14 protein-coding genes are annotated in these 16,145 nt (G+C 65.6%); 4 read left to right on the forward strand and 10 right to left on the reverse strand.

Features of this window, described 5'->3' with window-relative positions:
- Positions 1-72: 72 nt before the first annotated feature.
- Genes FDT80_RS03715 through FDT80_RS03725 form a run of 3 tightly spaced genes read right to left on the reverse strand, consistent with a single transcriptional unit; the run spans position 73 to position 3,484 of the window.
- On the reverse strand, positions 73-1,425 hold the full coding sequence (locus tag FDT80_RS03715) for a cytochrome P450 (RefSeq protein WP_138660871.1): 1,353 nt from the start codon (positions 1,423-1,425) through the stop codon (positions 73-75).
- A complete protein-coding gene (locus tag FDT80_RS03720) occupies positions 1,422-2,672 on the reverse strand; it encodes a hypothetical protein (RefSeq protein ID WP_138660872.1) in 1,251 nt (416 codons plus the stop codon). Before FDT80_RS03720 ends, FDT80_RS03715 begins: the two co-directional genes overlap by 4 nt.
- Positions 2,673-2,731: 59 nt before the next feature.
- Positions 2,732-3,484, reverse strand: coding sequence for a cytochrome c biogenesis CcdA family protein (locus FDT80_RS03725; protein ID WP_138660873.1), 753 nt, complete (start codon positions 3,482-3,484; stop codon positions 2,732-2,734).
- A gap of 94 nt (positions 3,485-3,578) precedes the next feature.
- Here FDT80_RS03725 and FDT80_RS03730 point away from each other — a divergent pair, with 94 nt between their 5' ends.
- Positions 3,579-3,812, forward strand: coding sequence for a sulfurtransferase TusA family protein (locus FDT80_RS03730; protein WP_138660874.1), 234 nt, complete (start codon positions 3,579-3,581; stop codon positions 3,810-3,812).
- An 87-nt stretch (positions 3,813-3,899) separates the two neighbouring features.
- Here FDT80_RS03730 and FDT80_RS03735 read toward each other — a convergent pair whose 3' ends face one another.
- Positions 3,900-6,629: an Rne/Rng family ribonuclease gene (locus FDT80_RS03735; RefSeq protein WP_138660875.1), complete on the reverse strand. Its 2,730-nt coding sequence runs from the start codon at positions 6,627-6,629 to the stop codon at positions 3,900-3,902.
- Positions 6,630-7,227: 598 nt separating this feature from the next.
- Here FDT80_RS03735 and FDT80_RS03740 point away from each other — a divergent pair.
- Positions 7,228-7,521, forward strand: coding sequence for a hypothetical protein (locus tag FDT80_RS03740; protein WP_138660876.1), 294 nt, complete (start codon positions 7,228-7,230; stop codon positions 7,519-7,521).
- Positions 7,522-7,542: 21 nt separating this feature from the next.
- Here the strand turns inward: FDT80_RS03740 and FDT80_RS03745 are convergent, their stop codons facing one another.
- The 5 genes from FDT80_RS03745 to purC are packed head-to-tail and all read right to left on the reverse strand — an operon-like array spanning position 7,543 to position 12,409.
- Positions 7,543-8,877 carry a sigma-54-dependent transcriptional regulator gene (locus FDT80_RS03745; RefSeq protein WP_138660877.1) on the reverse strand — a complete coding sequence of 445 codons (1,335 nt, stop codon included), beginning with the start codon at positions 8,875-8,877 and terminating at the stop codon, positions 7,543-7,545.
- A 3-nt stretch (positions 8,878-8,880) separates the two neighbouring features.
- Positions 8,881-10,644, reverse strand: coding sequence for a sensor histidine kinase (locus FDT80_RS03750; RefSeq protein ID WP_138660878.1), 1,764 nt, complete (start codon positions 10,642-10,644; stop codon positions 8,881-8,883).
- 36 nt (positions 10,645-10,680) lie between these two features.
- On the reverse strand, positions 10,681-11,349 hold the full coding sequence (gene purQ, locus FDT80_RS03755) for a phosphoribosylformylglycinamidine synthase subunit PurQ (protein ID WP_138660879.1): 669 nt from the start codon (positions 11,347-11,349) through the stop codon (positions 10,681-10,683).
- Positions 11,349-11,594 carry a phosphoribosylformylglycinamidine synthase subunit PurS gene (gene purS, locus FDT80_RS03760; RefSeq protein ID WP_138660880.1) on the reverse strand — a complete coding sequence of 82 codons (246 nt, stop codon included), beginning with the start codon at positions 11,592-11,594 and terminating at the stop codon, positions 11,349-11,351. Before purS ends, purQ begins: the two co-directional genes overlap by 1 nt.
- A 53-nt stretch (positions 11,595-11,647) precedes the next feature.
- Complete coding sequence (gene purC, locus FDT80_RS03765) at positions 11,648-12,409, reverse strand: phosphoribosylaminoimidazolesuccinocarboxamide synthase (protein WP_138660881.1); 762 nt, start codon at positions 12,407-12,409, stop codon at positions 11,648-11,650.
- A 157-nt stretch (positions 12,410-12,566) separates the two neighbouring features.
- Here purC and FDT80_RS03770 point away from each other — a divergent pair, with 157 nt between their 5' ends.
- On the forward strand, positions 12,567-12,884 hold the full coding sequence (locus tag FDT80_RS03770) for a DUF1476 domain-containing protein (RefSeq protein WP_138660882.1): 318 nt from the start codon (positions 12,567-12,569) through the stop codon (positions 12,882-12,884).
- A 79-nt stretch (positions 12,885-12,963) separates the two neighbouring features.
- On the opposite strand, the gene FDT80_RS03775 is transcribed toward FDT80_RS03770, so the two are convergent.
- Positions 12,964-14,052 (reverse strand): alcohol dehydrogenase family protein, encoded by a 1,089-nt coding sequence (locus tag FDT80_RS03775; RefSeq protein ID WP_246039836.1) that lies wholly within the window; start codon positions 14,050-14,052, stop codon positions 12,964-12,966.
- A gap of 192 nt (positions 14,053-14,244) precedes the next feature.
- Between FDT80_RS03775 and FDT80_RS03780 the strand changes: the two genes are divergently transcribed.
- On the forward strand, positions 14,245-16,140 hold the full coding sequence (locus FDT80_RS03780; protein WP_138660883.1) for a phosphatidylglycerol lysyltransferase domain-containing protein: 1,896 nt from the start codon (positions 14,245-14,247) through the stop codon (positions 16,138-16,140).
- The last annotated feature ends 5 nt before the right edge of the window (positions 16,141-16,145 follow it).

Below are 16,145 nucleotides of genomic sequence, written 5' to 3' on the forward strand. Positions count from 1 at the left end.
TGGTGGCTCTCCCTGCTGGTGATTCCGCTGTCGTTGCCGTGTCTAGATCATAAGGCACGTCATTGGTACATGTTAGCGGCGAACAATGCGCAGCCAGATGCCCCTGTCGGAGCGCACGGTCAGATGTGCCACCGGAACCGGATCCCGGCCCGCGACCCGCTCCACCCGGAAATCGCGCAGCAACCGCGATAGCAGCAGCGGCCCTTCGATCATCGCGAACCCCGCACCGGGACAGACCCGTGCCCCCGCGCTGAAGGGAACAAAGGCGTTGCGCGCGCAGGCCTGGCCGTTTTCGGTCTGCCAGCGCCCCGGATCGAAGGCGTCAGGATCGTCCCAAAGGCGCTCGTGCCTGTGAAGATGCCACGGGCTCAGCACGACCTGCGCGCCGGGCCGCACATCGCGGTCGCGAAACCGCTCGGGGCAGGTCGTCTCGCGCACCATCATCGGCACCGGCGGATAGAGCCGGAGCGTTTCGCGAAACACGTCCCGCGACAGCCGCAGTTTCGACATCACCGCAAAGTCGCAGGACTCCAGCACCTGCGCCTCCGCCGCCAGTCGGTCTTGCCACGCGGGATAGAGCGCCATGAGGTACAACGCCCAAGCCAGCGCAGAGGCGCTGGTCTCATGCCCCGCAAGAAAGAAGATTGCGACCTGATCGATCATCTCCCGGGTCGAAAAACGGTCGCCGGTGATCGGATCGGCGGTGGTCATGATCTTGGTGGCCAGGTCGTCGGGCGCGGTTCCCGCCTCGATCCGGGCCATGCGCATTTCGGTCAGTTGCCCGATCAGCGCCCTGATCCGCGCCGCGCTGGCGCGCGTGTCGCGGCGATGCAGTCGTGGCATCCAGCGCGGCAGCGGCAACAGTGCCGCGAGATTCAGAATGGGCTGGCTGCGCTGATAGGTCTTGAATTCATCAAACACGGCGCGGGCCACGTCATCCTCGATCGGGATGGAAAAAAGCGTCCGGAAAATCACGTCTGCGGCGGCATGGCTGGTCTCCGCCTCGATCTCCACCTCCTGCCCCGTCAACGCCTCAAGCCGGTCCGACGCCGCCTCCGCCGCCTCCCACATGGCGGGAAAGGTCTCGCGCAGGCGCCCGCCTTCGAAGGCGGGGTCGATGATGCGGCGCTGGCGCTTCCAGGTGTCGCCATTGGTCAGAAAGACGGAATTGCCCAGAAGCGGGCGCAGCCCTTCGCCCACGCGGGCTGATTTGGGAAAATCGTCGGGCCGGTCCCTGAGGACCGTCGCCACCAGGTCGGGTTGGTTCATCACGTAGCTGCGGAAGAACGGCGTGCGGAATTCGGCCATCCACGCCCGGTAAAGCCGCGCCGGCTGCGCCGACAAGATGTCCTGACGAAAAAGCCGCGCATAGCGCCAGAGCGATACGCGATCCGGGCGGCTGGGGGGTTTGGGCGGCCGCGTCATGCGGCGCGGCGGCGAGAGGTGTATTTCGACACTGCCGCCTCTATGCGCGATTGCGACGGCGCGCGCCCGGCATAGCGCGCGGCCAATGTCCTTGGCCCGGCGGTGATCTGGAAATAATCGTAGTCGCGCGGCGCGTCAAAGGCGCAGAGGTACTGGAAATGCAGCCGAAAGAACCGCCACCGCAACGCCTTCCAGCGCGCCGGGCTCAGGCTTTGGGTGAAGGCGGCGGAAAACACCAGCGGCCAGCGTTTGTTCGCCGGCGCCACGCCCGACACCGCCACCGGATCACACAGCGCAAAGGCGCAGCCATCGCCCGGAGCGGTGACATCGACCCAGGTCAGCGCGTCGCAGCCGGCCAGAAAATGCAGATCCTCGCGCAGCCTGTCGGCCGCGGGCAGAAACGACACCATCGGCACAACCTGCCCCAGCGACAAGAAGCCAAGCGCAGGCGAATCCGCAGGCATGCCACCGCCCCGGATCAGATCGGCCAGCACCGACACTCCCAGATGCGCGCCCGACGAATGACCGACGACCAGCACCTCGTCGACATCGCTGCCAAGCGCCGTTTCGATCGCATGCCGAAAGTCGATCATGCGCGCTTCGAGCGCGGGCGGGTTGGCCCCCTGCGTCGCGGCGGAGAACGCGTAATCATGCATCAGGTAATAGGCAAAGACCTTGTTGTCGCGCGCCTTGAACCAGCGCAGCAGCGCCACCGCACCGGCCCCGCCCGCCAGGAGACCGGCGCCAAGCCCCAGGCCCCAAAGCTGCGGCGCGCCCTGCGCCACCGCCCAAAGCGACAGCCGCACACAGGCCCACAGCACCAAGAGCGCAAGCCCCAGTTGCGCCAGCAGCATTCCCACGGGATAAAGCGCCGCGATCACCGGCCCCTTACGCAATCGCATCAGCCGCCAGAGCGCGCCCGACGCGATATAGACCCAAGCCGTACGCACCAGTTGCACATAGGTGGCGGGGATCGAGGTGCTCATGCTGTCGAGCACGATGTCGGACCAGACCAGCACGTCGACCTCGGCCCGGACATCATGGCCGTCCACCCGCGCTTCGACCTGCCAGCCATAGGTCTGACCGCCCGCGCGCGGCTTCAGCGCGATATCATAGCCCGAAATCCTTGCCTGCGCCGTACCCTCCTTGCGATACAGTTCGCGGTAGCGGCGCGGATGGATCGGGTCATAGCCGGGGATATAGAACACCCTGCGGCGCGTGACGGGGAATGAAGGATCGCTGTGCATGCTCTGCCCGGTAAGGTTCGGCCAAAGCTTAGCCGCGTTTTTCGGCAAGAGTAAGGCGTTTAACCCAAGGTGGCGAGCGCGGGGAACGTCTCGAGCAGCCACCACGACAGGGTGGTGAACGCGCCGGTCAACAACGCGAGGCCCACGATCACCAACAGCCCGCCCATGATCCGTTCGATCAGCGCCATATGCGGCTTGACGCGGTTCATCACCCCCATCGCGCGCGTGATGAACATCGCCGCCAGCAAAAAGGGAACGCCGAGCCCCGCCGCATAGATCCCCAATAGCAGCGTGCCGCGCGTCACGCTTGCCTCGGACGCGGCAAGTGACAGGATCGCACCCAGTTGCGGGCCGATGCACGGTGTCCAGCCAAAGGCGAAGGCCAGCCCGAGCACATAGGCGCCAAAGCTCGATCCGCCCTTGTCTCCCGCATCCATCCGCGCCTCCTGGTCAAGGAAAGGGATACGGAACACGCCAAGGAAATGCAGGCCGAAGACGATGACCACGAGGCCGGAAATGCGGCTCAGAAGAACCTGGTTCTGCAGGAAAAACGCCCCGAACGCCGACGCGGTGAAGCCAAGGAACAGGAACACCGTCGAAAGCCCCAGCACGAAGAACAGGGCGGCGATGGTGGCGCGGCGCCGGGCGGCGGCGACATCGGACATATCGCTGATCGACACGCCGCTCATGTAGGCCAGGTAGGGCGGCACGATGGGCAGCACGCAGGGCGACAGAAAGCTGATGAACCCCGCGACCAGCGCAACGATCATGGCCGGCAGCAGGCTGGCGTCGATGATGTCAATTCCGAACATGTCCCTGCACATAGGCCATCGCGCGGACCGCGTCACGCGCCCTATGGTCACAACCTTGTGGACAGGCTGAAATATCGCGCCTATCTGGTGGGACATGACCGATACACCCAATCATCTCGACGCCACCGGGCTGCTGTGCCCCCTGCCCGTGCTCAAGGCCCGCAAGCGGTTGCAGGCGCTGGCCACGGGCGATGCGCTGACCGTGCTGGCCGACGATCCGGCGGCCATCGTCGATGTGCCGCATTTCTGCGCCGAGGCGGGGCATGCGCTGATCTCCAGCGATCTTGACGGACCTTTGCAGACCTACGTGATCCGCAAGGGCGGCTGACCGGTTTGCGCCCGAGCATCCTGATCTGAAACGAAAAAGGCAGGCCCGAAAGCCTGCCTTTTGTCGTCAATAGGGCAATCTTGCCAGTCAGCCGCCCAACGACCACCAGCCCTTGCGCTTGGACTTCGACTTGACGGGTTTTTCCTCTGCGACCGGTTCCGGCTCGGGTGCCGTTTCGGGCTCCGGTGCGGTGTCGGCAACAGGCTGCGGTTCGGGGGCCGTTTCGGGCTCCGGCTCGGTGTCGGCAACAGGCTGCGGCTCGGTGTCGGCAACAGGCTGCGGCTCGGGGGCCACTTCGGGCGTAGGTGCGGCTTCCGGTTCCGCTGGCGCAGGTGTGTCCTCCTCCGCCTTCGGTTTCGCCCGGCTTGCACGGACCCGCTTGGGCTTGGGCGCTTCCGCCTCTGCCTCGGCTTGCTGAGCCTGAGCGGCGGGCGCGTCTTCCGCTGCCGTCTTGGCGTCCTCGGATTGCACCGCTTCGGCCTCTGACTCCGCCTTGGGCTTGCTGCGCGAGCGGCTGCGCGTCTTTCGCTTGGGCTTTTCCTCGGTCTCGGCCTCTGCCTCGCCCTGCGGTGCCTTGGCGGTCTCGGTGGTGCTCACGGCGTCGCTCTCGCCCGACGTGTCCTGATCGCCCGAGGTCTCTTCCCCGCCGTTCTGATCCTCGCCAGCGCCAGACTTGCCGCGGCCGCGCCGACGCCGACGCCGACGGCGCTTGGGCTTGCCCTCGCCATCGTCGTCATCCTGTCCGGCATCCTTGCCCCGGTCGCCGCCGCGGTCGCTGCGGGCCGAACGGTCGGTCTCCTCCGTCCCCTGCGGTTCCGGCGCCTCGTCGGCCTCGGTGTCCTCGTCGGCCTCGTCCTCATCGACCTGATCCATCAGCGACGTATCGACCGATACCACGTGGGCCGACGCGACCGGCACGGTGCGTGTTGCGGTCTTGAACTTTTCAAGGCTGAAATCCGGGCTGACCAGCGTCGGATCGCCTTCGATCCGCACCGACAGGCCGTACCGGCCTTCGATCTGCGCGATATGTTCGCGTTTCTGGTTCATCAGGAAGTTCGAAATGCCCACCGGCGCGCGCACCAGAACCTCGCGCGAGCGTTTGCGGGTGCCTTCTTCCTCGATCTGGCGCAAGATCGACAGCGCGAGGTTGTCGTCGCTGCGGATCAGGCCGGTGCCGTGGCATGCCTGACAGGGCTGGGTGGTGGCCTCGATCATGCCGGGGCGCAGACGCTGGCGCGACATCTCCATCAGGCCGAAACCCGAAATGCGGCCCACCTGGATGCGCGCGCGATCGGTCTTGAGCTTGTCCTTCATCATCTTTTCGACGGCGGCGTTGTTCTTGCGCTCATCCATGTCGATGAAGTCGATGACGATCAGGCCCGCGAGGTCGCGCAGACGCAGCTGACGCGCCACTTCGGCGGCTGCCTCGAGGTTGGTCTTGGTCGCGGTCTGCTCGATCGAGCCTTCCTTGGTCGCGCGGCCCGAGTTCACGTCGATCGCCACGAGCGCCTCGGTCACGCCGATCACGATATAGCCGCCCGAGGGCAGCTGGACGGTCGGGTTGAACATGCCAGCCAGATACGATTCCACCTGATAGCGCGCGAAGAGCGGCAGGCTTTCGTTGTAGAACTTCACGTTCTTGGCGTGGGACGGCATGATCATCTTCATGAAGTCCTTGGCGATGCGGTAGCCGCGCTCGCCCTCCACGAACACCTCGTCGATGTCGCGGTTGTAAAGATCGCGGATCGACCGTTTGATCAGGTCGCCTTCCTCGTAGATCTTCGCGGGGGCGATCGACTTCAGCGTCAGTTCGCGGATCTGTTCCCACAAACGTTGCAGGTATTCGTAATCGCGCTTGATCTCGGCCTTGGTGCGCTTGGCGCCGGCAGTCCGCACGATCAGGCCCGCGCCTTTCGGCACCTCGATCTCGTTTGCGATCTCTTTCAGCTTCTTGCGGTCCACGGCGTTGGTGATCTTGCGGCTGATGCCGCCACCGCGCGCGGTATTGGGCATCAGAACGCAGTAACGGCCTGCGAGGCTGAGATAGGTGGTCAGGGCCGCACCCTTGTTGCCGCGCTCTTCCTTGACGACCTGCACCAGCAGGATCTGGCGGACCTTGACGACTTCCTGGATCTTGTAGCGCTTGGGCCGTGGCTTGCGCGCGGGGCGGATGTCTTCGACGTCGTCGTCGTCGGCCACGGATTCGATGCTGTCGTCCTTGGACGCGGCGTCGGATTTGCGCGGGCGGTCATCGTCGATGTCATCGTCGGCGTGACCGGCGTCGATGTCGTCCTCCGGCTCTTCGACCGGCGTTTCGGCGACCCGCTCCATCGGCGAGGAGCCTTCCTCGTCATCGCTCAGATCGACGGTTTCCATTCCGGAAATCTGGTCTTCCTCGATCTCGGCAGAGGTTTGCGCGTCATCGCTGACGGTGTCCTCGGCCCGCGCCTTGGTCCGGCTGCGCGACCGCGAACGGCCGGAGCGTTTGGGTTTCTCGTCTTCCTCGTCCTTGGCGCGCTGCGCCTCGGCATAGGCGCGCTCTTCCTCCATCAGGGCCTGACGGTCGGCGACGGGGATCTGGTAGTAATCGGGGTGAATTTCCGAAAACGCAAGGAACCCATGGCGGTTTCCGCCATAGTCCACAAAGGCCGCCTGAAGCGACGGCTCCACCCGCGTGACCTTGGCCAGATAGATGTTGCCAGCTAGCTGGCGTTTGTTCTCGGATTCAAAATCGAACTCCTCGACCTTGTTTCCGTCCACGACCACGACACGCGTTTCTTCCGCGTGGGTGGCATCGATAAGCATTTTCTTAGGCATGAATCCATTTTGCACAGCCGCGAAAGCGCCCGCCCCGGTGGGGCCTCGCCTTGCGGGATATGTCTTGTCAGGGCGATAGGTGACACGGCGCGCGCAGGGCCCGGCGGGCCGTCTGCTGATCTGCTTGTCGCAACTGCGCGTGTCATCGCGGTTCTTCTCCGATACGGGGCGCGCACCAATGGGGCGGCAGCGTATCCATTTCAGTACTGTGTGAGGCCGGGCTGTCGGCCCTGCGCCACATCAGCGGTTCTTTGGCCGTTTCCGGCCCAATCGGTCTGTTCGCGTCCTGGGACAATGTCGCCCTGTGGGACACGAACAGCGAAACTCGTAAAGGGAGGCACCAGATGCGGTTTGGCGTCAGACCCCTATCCGCCCTAGATAATGCCATGAGCGTGTAAAACACAATGCCAATCTTGCCTTATCGCACGATCCATGGCGCGCAGGCGCGGGCGCACTCACGGAGTGCGGGCTGCTGCCTGCTTGACAATGCCGCGCCGCACGGGGTCATTTGGGCGCACCCTTTCAGGGAACCGCCCGCCTGCGCCGCGATGATCGCCGGCGCGCACTCCGACACCAGACCCGTCCCAAAGGATTATCCATGCATCCGACCCTGCGTTCCGTCCCTGCATTCGCCGCAGCCGTCCTTGTCCTGTCGGCCTGCGCCGAACTGGCGACAACAGATCCGGTCGAACGCGCCCGGATCCGATCAGAGCGCAGTTGCGTCGCCGCCGTCGAACAGCACACCGGGGTCAAGGGCGCAGCCATCAACACGACCCTGCCGGTGGTCGAACTGAACCGCTATATCGTCGATACGCCTGCCACCGAAAAGCCGTGGCTCTGCGCCACCAACGACGAAGGCAGCGCGATCGAGATCATCGAGATCCGCGGCTGACCCCGGCGGCAACTGGCCGGATCAAAGGTAATCCGACCGCTGCAAACCGTATTTCGCCATCTTTTCGTTCAACGTGCGGCGCGGCAGGCACAGCTCGTCCATCACGCTGGCGATGGACCCCTTGTGGCGGCGCATGGTGTTGTCGATCAGCATCCGCTCGAACGCCTCGACATATTCCTTGAGAGGCTTGCCTTCGGTCGTCATCACCGGCTGCATGTCCTCATGGTCGGACATCAGCAGCGACGCGATGGTCCCCGACCCGCGCCGCGACTGCAGCACCGCGCGTTCGGCCACGTTGATCAACTGGCGCACGTTGCCGGGCCAGGGCGCCTGCAGCAGTTGCGCCGCTTCCTGGGCACTGACCTGCGGCGCCTCGCAGCCATATTCATCGGCAAACTGCTCTGACAGCCGGGTGAACAGCGTCAGGATATCCTCGCCGCGCTGGCGCAGGGGCGGCACGGTGATGCGCAGGGCGGCCAGCCGATAGAACAGATCCGAGCGCAGCGCGTCCTCCGACGTGCGGCCCGCCTCCTGCAGATTGGAAATCGCCACGATGCGCGTCTCGGCGGGCGTGCCCTGTTCGTTGATCGCACTCAGCAACCGCGCCTGCAGCGTTTCGCTCAGCGCCTCGATGTCCTCCAGCACGAGCGTGCCGCCGCGGGCCTCCTCGATGGCGGGCAGTTGCGCATCCTCGGGCATCATCGGACCGAACAGCCGCTTGGTCAGCGCGTCTTCCTCGAAGGCGCCACAACTGACCAGCACGAATTTCTTGCCCGCACGGCTGCCCACCGCGTGCAGCGCATGCGCCACCAGCGTCTTGCCGGTGCCCGTCTCTCCGTCGATCAACACATGACCGTCGGCCTGACCCAGGTCGAGGATGTCCTCGCGCAGCCGTTCCATCACCGGGCTTTGCCCGATCAGCTTTTTCATCAGTTGGCCGCCATCGGACAATTCCCGGCGCAGCGCCCGGTTGTCCATCACCAGCCGCCGCGCGCCGGTGGCTTTCTTCGCAAGCTCGCTCATCCGGTCGGGGTTGAAGGGCTTTTCCAGGAAATCGAACGCGCCCACGCGCATCGCCTCCACCGCCATGGGCACATCGCCGTGACCGGTGATCATGATCACCGGCAGCGCGCTGTCGTTGCCCATCAGCTTTTTCAGGAACTGCATCCCGTCCATGCCGGGCATCTTGATGTCGGAAATGACGATACCCGGATAGTCGGGCCCCAGAACCTTGAGCGCGTCTTCCGCGCTCGAGAAGGTCTCGGTGTCATATCCCGACAGCGCCAGCCATTGGCTGATCGATTGCCGCATATCCTGTTCGTCGTCCACGATCGCGATTTTCATGGCCTGTGTCATGGCTTACTCCGCCGCCTGTGTGGTTTGGTCGCCCTCTAGAATGGGCAGTTGCATTTCAAAGACCGCGCCGCCGGTCTGGCCGTTGCGCGCCGTCAGGCGCCCCCCGAGGTCGTTCACGATCCCCGACGAGATGGCAAGCCCCAGCCCGACGCCGTCGCCCGGCTGCTTGGTGGTGTAGAAGGGTTCGAAAAGCGCATCCAGATCCTCGATCCCGGGGCCGTTGTCGCGCACCGTCAGGGTGGCCGTCTCGCCCGCCGACAGGATGATATCCACCTTCGGGCTTCTTTCTGATTTGGTGGCGTCGAGCGCATTGCGCAAGAGGTTCACCATCACCTGTTCGATCCGCATCCGGTCACCCATCACCCGCACCGGATCGTCGGGCAGAATCCGCGTGATCTGCACCTGCCGCTGGCGCAGCTGCGGCTCCATCATCGACAGGCTCGATGCCAGCGCTTCGCCCATATCCACAGGAGAAAGCACCTCCTGGCCCTTGCGGGCATAGGACTTCAGCTGCCGGGTGATCGCGCCCATCCGCTCGATCAGATCGTCGATGCGCCCGAACGACGACAGCGCCTCCTCCTGGCGGTTGCGCCGCAGCAACAGCCGCGCACCCGCAAGATAGGTTTTCATCGCCGCCAGCGGTTGATTGAGCTCGTGGCTGACCGCCGCCGACATCTCTCCCAAGGCGGCCAGTTTGCTTGACTGCTCCAGCGTCTGCTCGGCGACGGCAAGCGTCTCCTGCACGCGCTTGCGCTCGGCGATTTCCCGCTGCAGGGCCACGTTCAATGCGCGAAGCTCTGCCGACTCGCGCTGAAACAGCGCCATGCGCAACGCGGTACGACGGCTCAGCGCGTAAAAGCTCAGCGCCAGCAGGATCGCAAACCCCATGATCTCCAGCGCCAGGACGCCGTTCACACGCTCGCGTACGCTCTCGTAGGTCGTGAACGACGCCATCCGCCAGCCGCGAAACGGAATTCGCGTTTCCAGCCGCATCACCGCTTCGCCCTGCAGGTAGGCATCGGGCGGCAACGCGGTCCAGTCGGCGGTGGCCTGGATGGCCCGCTGGATGGCGCTTTGCGGGGTCTGCTGGTCCAGCGCCTGCGCCTCCGTGCGCCCGCGCCAGCGCGGCTCGGTCGTCAGGATGATGGCGCCGGTGCTGTCGGTCACGATCACCGCGTCCGAAATCCCCGCCCAGGCGCGCTCGAACTTCTGCAAATCGACCTCGACCGCGATCACGCCCAGCACATCCGAACCCGCCTGCACCCGCCGCGAGTAGAAAAAACCGAAACCGCCGCTTTCACGTTCCATCACGGTAAAGACGGTTGCGTTGGACCGAATCGCATCGACGAAATACGCATCCGACCGATGCGACGCGCCCAGCCGGTTGCGATCCGTGGCCGCCACCGTGCGCCCGTCGATATCCAACAGCATCAGCGACGCCGCCCCGATCTCCTCGACAAATGAAATCAGCCGCCGCGTCGAGGCGGTGTAATCCGCCGAATTCAACGCACCGATCAGCGACGCATCCCGCGCCAAAAGCTGCGGCACGATGGCGTTTTGACGCAATTCCGACAACAGGTTCCCGCTATAGAGCGCCAACCGCAGTTCGGCCCGGTTTCGCGTGCTTTCGGTAAAGCGGTCCGTCAGCAGTCGGTTCGTGGTCCAGATCGTCGCCACGGCCAGCACAAGCAAGGCAAGCAGGGCGATACGCACGCGCCAGCTTATCGTCAGGGGCTGACGCTGAGGTTGGGTCGATTGCTGGTCCATCGCTGCAATCTACGCAGGTCGCGGCCCGCGCTCAAGTCATGCCGACGCGAGCATGCCCGACAATGCGCGGAAGAGCGCCTGCCCGTCGGTGCCGCCATGGCCGGGGTCCGCCGCCCGCTCCGGATGCGGCATCATCCCCAGGACCCGGCGGTTCTCGGACAGGATCCCCGCGATGTCGGCGCGCGCGCCGTTGGGGTTCCGGGTATAGGTGAACGCGATGCGGTCCTCGCCCCGCAGACGCGCGATCGTGTCGTCGTCTGCAAAATAATTCCCATCGTGATGCGCGATCGGAATATGGATCACCTGGCCCTCGGCGTAGCCTTGGGTATAGGCCGAATCCGAGGTCTCGACCCTCAGGCCGACCGTCTTGCAGATGTACTTCAGCCCGGCATTGCGCAACAGCGCGCCCGGCAGCAGCCCGGTTTCGGTCAGAACCTGAAAGCCGTTGCAGATCCCCAGGGCATAGCCGCCGCGCCCCGCATGATCCGCCACCGACCGGCAGATCGGCGACTGCGCCGCGATCGCCCCGCACCGCAGGTAATCCCCATAGGAAAAGCCACCGGGAATGCCAACGATATCAACCCCCTCCGGCAGGGTGCTTTCCTTGTGCCAGACCATCGAGACCTTCATGCCGGCCGCTTGGAACGCGACCGCCAGATCGCGGTCGCAGTTCGATCCGGGGAACACCACCACGGCGGCATGCATCAGGCTGTCTCCCTTGACTGCATCTCGATGCTGTAGGATTCGATCACCGTGTTGGCGAGCAGTTTTTCACACATGGCCTTGACCTCCGCCTCGCCGGTGCCGTCCGCAAGGTCCAGTTCGATCACCTTGCCCTGGCGCACGCCGTTCACACCGTCGAACCCCATGGCGCCCAGAGCGTGCCGCACGGCCTCGCCCTGCGGGTCCAGAACGCCCGCCTTCAACATCACATGCACCCGTGCCTTCATCGCACATCCCCTGCTTCTTTAGGTCTCAAATACTCAAAATCCGACGCCAGGGATCAGTTGATCAGCGTGGGTTTGGTGATCGGCGTCGACGTTTTGGGCATGACGCCCAGCCGCCGGGCCACTTCGGTATAGGCGTCCGTGAGCGAGCCCAGATCGCGGCGGAACACGTCCTTGTCCAGCTTCTGACCCGTCTCGATATCCCACAGCCGGCAACTGTCGGGGCTGATCTCGTCCGCGATGATCAGCCGCTGGAAATCGCCGTCATAGACGCGACCGACCTCGATCTTGAAGTCCACAAGCCGGATGCCGACGGCCATCATCACCCCAGACAGGAAATCGTTCACCCGCAGCGCAAGGCTCAGGATGTCGTCCATGTCCTGCTGGCTGGCCCACCCGAAGGCGGCGATATGCTCCTCGGTGACAAGCGGATCGCCCAGCTTGTCGTCCTTGTAGCAGTATTCGACGATGGGGCGCGGCAATTGCATGCCTTCCTCGATCCCAAGCCGTTTGGCCATCGATCCGGCGGCATAGTTGCGCACGATCACTTCCAGCGGAATGATCTCGACCTGGCGCACCAGTTGCTCGCGCATGTTCAGACGCTTGATGAAATGCGTCGGCACGCCGATCTGATTCAGACCGGTCATAAAGAACTCCGACAACCGGTTGTTCAGAACGCCCTTGCCTTCGATCACGGCCTTCTTCTCGGCGTTGAAGGCGGTGGCATCGTCCTTGAAATACTGCACGATCGTGCCCGGTTCGGGGCCTTCATACAGAATTTTCGCCTTGCCTTCGTAGATTTTCTTGCGCCGGGCCATGGGCGTCCTTTCCGTATGGGGCCGCAGGATCGTCCCGCCCCTTTGGCGCGTACATAGTGCAAGCCATGAAATGCTGCAAGCAAGGCTGGCACTTGTGTTGTCCGCGTCGCGGTCTCATATTCCAGCTATCGCATTGTCCCAAGCCCGGAGACCGACCATGACCACATTCGACGACCGCGAAAACGCCTTTGAATCGAAATTCGCGCATGACAACGAAATGCAGTTCAAGGCCGAGGCGCGCCGCAACAAGCTGCTTGGGCTCTGGGCGGCAGAACTGATGGGCAAGACCGGCGAAGACGCCGATGCCTATGCCCGCGAGGTCATCAAGGCCGATTTCGAAGAGGCCGGCGACGAGGATGTGTACCGCAAGGTGGCGGCGGACCTTGGCGATAAGGTCGACGAGAAAACCCTGCGTACGACCATGATCAACCTGATGGCAGAGGCCAAGGCCCAGCTGATGACGGAAATCGACTGACCGACGACGCCGCATTCCGGACCCGTCGCCCCTTGCGGCGGGTCCGCTGTCGTTTCGCGCGCTTGGGCCAAGCGGCGCCTCAGGCCGGCGGGATCAGGACGATCTTGCCGACATGCCGTTTCGCCTGAAAATCACGCTGCGCCTCGACGATCCGGTCCAGCGGATAGGTCCGGTCCAGAAGCGGCCTGATCTCGTCCGTCTCGATATAGGACACGAGGCTTGGAAAGACCGGCGCGTCCCAGCCGGTGCAGCCGATCAGCGTCAGATCCTTGAGGTACATGGTCCGCAGGTCCAGCGTCACCAAGGGCCCCGCGATCGCGCCCGAGGACACGTATGTCCCCCTGCGCCGAAGCACGTCCAGCCGCGCGCCGAACCCCGCCCCGCCGACAGTGTCGATCACCACATCGATGCTCTCCTGCCCCAGCGCGGCGACCGGATCGGCGTCGCGGTCGATCAGGTGATCGGCGCCGATGGACCTTACGACATCGTGCTTTGCAGGGCTCGCGACCGCGATCACCTGCGCCCCGCGCCGCTTGACCAGTTGCACGGCCGCAGACCCCACGCCACCCGACGCGCCGGCGATCAGAACCCGGTTCCCTGCCGCGATCCCGGCGCGCTGGATCATGTTTTCCGCCGTACCATAGGCGCAGGGAATGGTCGCAAGCTCCGCATCGCTCCAGTCACAGGTGACGGCAAAGGCCTCGGTCGCGGGCACGGTGCAGAACTGCGCAAAGGCACCGTCGAAATCCGACCCAAGCCACAGCGTGTCGGGCGCGTCGAAACCGTGGGGGCGCATGCACGCCCGCACCAGCACCCGCGATCCGATCCGCGCGGCATCGACGCCCTGCCCCACCGCCACGATTTCACCGCAGCAATCCGTGCCCTGGATCAAGGGAAAGGGCGTGGCGGCGTTCCATCCGCCATCTTCGCGCAGGTCCGCCCCCGCGTCTGCGGCGCCTTGCGTGCCGGTCGTCACCGAGGCTGAATACCACCCCAGACGCGTGTTGATTTCGGTGTTGTTCACCCCCGCCGCCAGAACCCGCAGCAAGACCTCTCCCGCCGCGGGGCGCGGCACGGGCACCCGGTCGATGCGCAGCGTGTCATAGCCGCCGGTGCCGGTTGTCACCACCGCCATCATCGTGGCGGCCTCTGGATCGGGTGGCGGCATGGTCTGGCTCTCCTGTCGTGGTGCAGGCGCAGCTTGGCGGTTTTGCCCGCCGACACAAGCAGGGAGTCGCGCGCGCCGCCTCCTTGGCGCGCTGTCTTTCAGGGCCCGCCGCGTCGATTTCCTCCCGCCGCTCTTAACCTTTGGCTCATGCCGATGGCGTATGGCAGCAGTCCAAGGTCGGGAGCGCAGCCAATGGATCACCGCCAACCATCCGATTTGCGCGCGGTCCTTCCGGCGCGCCAGGGGCTGCGGCTGGCAATCGCCATCGGGATCCTCGCCCTGTGTCTCTGGGCGGTATCGCGGCGCATCGGGTCGCTCGATCCGGCGGCCCTCGGCGCGGGGCTGGCGAGCTTCGCACCGCGCGACTGGGCGCTGGCGGCCGGGCTGGCCACGATCAGCTTCTGGGCGGTCGGGCGCTACGATGCGGTGGCCCATCGGCACCTGCGCACGGGCGTCTGCGGCCCGCAGGCCCAGGTGTCGGGCACGGTGGCGATCGCGCTCTCGCAAACCCTGGGGCTGGGGATCGTGACCGGTGCGCTGGCCCGCTGGCGGATGCTGCCGGGGCTCGGCGCGCCACGGGCCGTGATGCTGTCCACCTTCGTGGCGGTGTCCTTTCTCGCGGGATGGCTGGTGGTCACGGCCGTGACTTGCCTTGTCCTGCCCGCGCCGCGCTGGACGCTGTTGCCCGCGCTTGCGGTGATCGCGACGCTGCCGGTCCTGCTCTGGGCGGTGCTGGCGATGCCAGGCACGCGACGGCCCATGCGCCTGCCGACCCTGCGGGCGAGCGGCGCCATCGTTTTCTGGACGGCGGTCGATACGCTGGCGGCTGCGGGCGTTCTATACGTGCTGTTGCCCGCCGGGGCGGCGCCGTCTTTCGCAGTGCTCTATCCGGTTTTTCTGCTGGCGCTCGGCGCGGCGTTGATCAGCGGTGCACCGGGCGGTGTCGGCCCGTTCGAATTGGTACTGCTGGCGCTCTTGCCATCGGGCGATGCGCTTGGCCTCCTGACCGGAGTGGTCGGGTTTCGCCTGGTCTATTTCGCTGCGCCCGCCTGTCTGGCGCTGCTGGCGCTGCTGCGGCCCTGCCGCATGCCCCCGCCCGTGCCATTTGCCCGGCCACCGCGCGACCTGACAGCGGCGGCGCGCGCCGAAGCGGGTGTGATCCGCCAGAACGGCGGCCGGGTGCTGGATTGCGGCGCCTCCGCCATCGCCGTCTGGCCCACGCGCCAGACCCTGACCGCGCTGTTCGACCCGCTGGAGGGGCCCCTCGCCACCGCCCTGCCGCATCTGGTGAAGGCGGCGGCGGATGACAACCGGATCGCCTGCCTCTACAAGACGTCGGGCCGCGGCGCGGTGGCGGCCCGCCGCGCGGGCTGGACGGTCGTGCATCTTGCCGATGAGGCCGTCGTGACCCCGGCGACATTCGACCCCGGCACGCCCGCCCGCCGCACCCTGCGCCGCAAGCTGCGCGCGGCAAAGGGCGCGGGCGTCGCCACGCGCACGGCCGCCGACCTGCCATTGGCCGCGATGGCCGATGTCGATGCGAGATGGCGCGCGACGCGGGGTCCGGCACGGGCGGGCACCATGGGCCGGTTCGATCCCGGGTATGTCGCGCGACAGCACGTCGTTCTGGCCTGGCATCACGGGCGGCTGTGCGGGTTCGCCAGCTTTCACACCAGCCGGCAGGAATGGTGTCTTGACCTGATGCGCACCCGCGCCGACGCGCCCGACGGCACGATGCACGCGATCATCCACCACGCCATCGGCGACGCGCGCGCGGCACGCATCCCGCGGCTTTCGCTGGCTGCTGTCCCCGCCTGCGCCGATCCGCACAGTGCCCTGCACCGCTGGGCCGCGCGCCAAGTGGTGGCCCGCGCGGGCGGGCCGGGTCTGCGCCAGTTCAAATCGGCCTTCGGTCCCGACTGGCGGCCGCGCTATGTCGCCGCCCCCGGCGGGCTGTCGCTGGCGATTGCGCTGGCGGATATTGCCCGCCATGTCACCTGCCCGGCCCCGATGGTCACATCGCGGCCTGTCGCGCCCCCTCATAATCAAGATGAAGATTATGAAATTGCCACGCGGCACGCGTCGTGACATCA

The sequence above is a fragment of the Sulfitobacter sabulilitoris genome, from assembly GCF_005887615.1.
In the GTDB taxonomy this organism is placed as follows: domain Bacteria; phylum Pseudomonadota; class Alphaproteobacteria; order Rhodobacterales; family Rhodobacteraceae; genus Sulfitobacter_E; species Sulfitobacter_E sabulilitoris.